General features: G+C 65.4%; 2 protein-coding genes and 1 pseudogene. 2 read left to right on the top strand and 1 reads right to left on the bottom strand.

Annotated features, from left to right (window positions below):
* Positions 1-965: DUF3667 domain-containing protein (locus ACKOED_RS03555; protein WP_408915198.1), on the top strand; the 965-nt coding region annotated here is incomplete at its 5' end.
* A gap of 55 nt (positions 966-1,020) precedes the next feature.
* The gene (locus ACKOED_RS03550; RefSeq protein WP_408915197.1) at positions 1,021-1,773 is read left to right on the top strand and encodes a ParA family protein; all 753 of its coding nucleotides are present in this window, start codon (positions 1,021-1,023) and stop codon (positions 1,771-1,773) included.
* A 78-nt stretch (positions 1,774-1,851) separates the two neighbouring features.
* Here ACKOED_RS03550 and ACKOED_RS03545 read toward each other — a convergent pair.
* A pseudogene (locus ACKOED_RS03545) lies at positions 1,852-3,003 on the bottom strand (ATP-dependent metallopeptidase FtsH/Yme1/Tma family protein); the annotation flags it as partial.
* Positions 3,004-3,060: the final 57 nt, after the last annotated feature.

Below are 3,060 nucleotides of genomic sequence, written 5' to 3'. Positions count from 1 at the left end.
GGCATCACCCGGCAGGCCCGGTCACCTGCCTCAATTGCGGGACGGTGTTTTCCGGCCATTTCTGCCCCAATTGCGGCCAGAAGGCGCACCTCCACCGCAGCCTCGCCGCGATCGGGCATGACATCATGCACGGCGTGCTGCACCTCGACGGCAAGCTGTGGGCGACCCTGCCGCTGCTCACCTTCAAGCCGGGCCACCTCACCCGCCGCTTCATCGCCGGGGAGCGGGCGAAATTCGTCAGCCCGATGGCGATGTTCCTGTTCACGGTCTTTGCGATGTTCGCGGTTTTTCAGATGGTCGGGATTGGCGCGCCGAGCGATCTTTCGAATGACCTGTTCGGTGGGGAGGAGGACAGCCCCTTCGTCGCCGACATCCGCCAGCAGATCAACACGCTGGAGAAGGAGAAGCTCGCCCTCCCCGCCAAGAGCCCCCGCCGGGCCGAGATCGACAATGAACTGAAGGGCCTCAACTTCGTGCTCGCCCAGGCGCCCGATCAGGGATCGGATCAGGCGGTGGACGTCAACACCGGGATCGAGTGGCTCGACAAGGTGCTGCTGGAAAAGTGGAAGAAGAACCCCGGCCTGATGCTCTACAAGCTGCAGTCGAATGGCTACAAATTCAGCTGGTTGCTGATCCCGCTTTCGATCCCCTTCGTGTGGCTGATGTTCGCCTGGCGACGGCAGTTCAAGGCCTATGACCACGCGGTGTTCGTGACCTATTCCCTGAGTTTCATGTCGCTGCTGTTCATCGTCATGTCGATCATGAGCACGATCCCCGATGGCGGGGTGTGGGCGGCGGTGCTGTTCACGATTGCGGTGCCGCTGCATGTCTACAAGCAGCTGCGCCACGCCTATGGCCTCAGCCGGTTCTCGACCATCTGGCGGCTCACCGTGCTGCTGCTGTTTTCGATGCAGATCGTGCTGACGATGTTCCTGATAATCCTCGGGGTGCTCGGCGCGTTTTGAGTTTGATGCAGGGGGGCGGAATATTTTCGCCGCCTGAAGCGTTCCCCGGTTAACCATGCCGATCATTGCAGTCTTTTCGTCGAAAGGCGGGGTGGGGAAGACCACCATTGCAGCCAACCTAGGCTGGTGTTCGGCGCAGCTGTCGGGGCGACGGACGCTGCTGTGGGACCTTGATCCGACCGATGGCGCGGGGTTCATGTTCGCATTGGAAGCGCAGCGCAAGCGCCAGGCGCGCAGCCTTATTGCGGGCGATGTTCCGGCGCAGGCGCTGATCCAGTCCAGCGACTATGCCGGGCTCGATCTGCTGCCCGCCGACGGGTCTCTGCGGGAACTGGATTCGCTGCTGCTGCGCATGGGCCAGCGCCACCGGATCGCGACCCTGTCGCGCCAGCTGGTGCGCAGCTATGACCGGGTGATCCTCGATTGCCCGCCGATGCTGAACGAGCTGAGCGCGCAGGTGATGCGCGCGGCGACGCTGGTGATCGTGCCGCTGCCGCCCTCGCCGCTATCCGCCCGCGCGCTGGATCATGTGGTCGAGGAAATCCGTCGCCATACGCGGCGGCCGCCGCCGATCCTGCCGGTGCTCTCGATGATCGACCGGCGCCGATCCTTGCACCTTGAGGCGCTGGCGGCCAACCCCGGCTGGCCTGCGATCCCGCTGGTCAGCAGCCTTGAACAATGCGCGGTGCAGCGCCGCCCGGTCGGCACCTTCGCCCCGCGCTCGCCGGCGACGCTGGCGATCATGCGGCTGTGGCAGGGGATCGAGAGCAAGCTGGCGCAGATGGAGGCCGCCGCCACAATGGCCTGACGGTCAGGGACAAGAACATTCAAAAGGGGCGCCGGAATCTCTCCCGGCGCCCCTCATTGTGATTGTGGCAGCTAAAGATCAGGCCCCCTGCGGTGCCTCGTCGCCGCCCGCTTCCTTGGGGCCGCCGAAGCGCTTGCCCGCCTTGGGGATCGCCGAGCCGCGCACCGGGGCCACCAGGGTCGGCCCGCGCGGGGCGTCGGGACGGTCGATCCGGCCGTTTTCGAGCAGCGAATTGATCTCCTCACCGGTCAGCGTCTCGTATTCCAGCAGCGCTTGCGCCAGCAGGTGAAGCTGATCCTCATGGGTCTTGAGGATATCGGTCGCCCGCTTGTGCGCGCCTTCGACGAGGCCCTTGATCTCGGTGTCGATCAGCTCGTTGGTCTTGCCCGAACGGAAGGTCCGCTGCGCCTGACCATAGCCGAGATAGCCTTCGGACTGCTCCTCATACTGGAGCGGGCCAAGCTTGTCCGACATGCCCCACTGGGTCACCATGTTGCGCGCCAGATTGGTCGCATACTGGATGTCCGACGAGGCGCCCGAGCTGACCTTGGCGTGGCCAAAGATGATCTCTTCCGCCACACGCCCGCCCATCGCGACCGAGAGGTTCGCGTGCATCTTGTCGCGGTGGTAGGAGTAGCTGTCGCGCTCCGGCAGGCGCATCACCATGCCCAGTGCGCGGCCGCGCGGGATGATGGTGGCCTTGTGGATCGGGTCGGAGGCGGCTTCGTGGACCGAGACGATTGCGTGGCCGGCCTCGTGATAGGCGGTCATGCGCTTCTCGTCGTCGGTCATGACCATGCTGCGACGCTCGGCGCCCATCATGACCTTGTCCTTGGCGTCCTCGAATTCCTGCATCGCAACGAGGCGCTTGTTGCGGCGCGCCGCCAGGAGTGCGGCCGCGTTGACGCGGTTTGCAAGGTCCGCGCCCGAGAAGCCGGGGGTGCCGCGGGCGATCACGCGCGGGGTCACGTCCGGGGCGAGCGGGACCTTCTTCATGTGCACGCCGAGGATCTTCTCGCGCCCGTCGATGTCGGGCACGGGGACGACGACCTGGCGATCGAAGCGGCCGGGGCGCAGCAGCGCCGGATCGAGCACGTCGGGGCGGTTGGTGGCGGCGATGATGATGATGCCCTCGTTCGCCTCGAAGCCGTCCATCTCGACCAGCAGCTGGTTCAGCGTCTGCTCGCGCTCGTCATTCGAATTGCCCAGTCCATGGCCGCGAGCAGATCCTGGCCGTGCACATGAAGAAGGTGCCGCTGGCGCCCGACGTCAACCCACGCACGATCG

It is taken from the genome of Aestuariivirga sp. (assembly GCF_046093005.1).
In the GTDB taxonomy this organism is placed as follows: Bacteria; Pseudomonadota; Alphaproteobacteria; order Rhizobiales; family Aestuariivirgaceae; genus Aestuariivirga.
Note: the sequence above shows the minus strand (reverse complement) of the source record. Positions and strands in the feature narration are given on the sequence as shown.

Coding starts and splice junctions, on each gene's coding strand:
- ACKOED_RS03550 (WP_408915197.1), top strand. CDS start 1,021: ATGCCGATCATTGCAGTCTTTTCGTCGAAAGGCGGGGTGGGGAAGACC.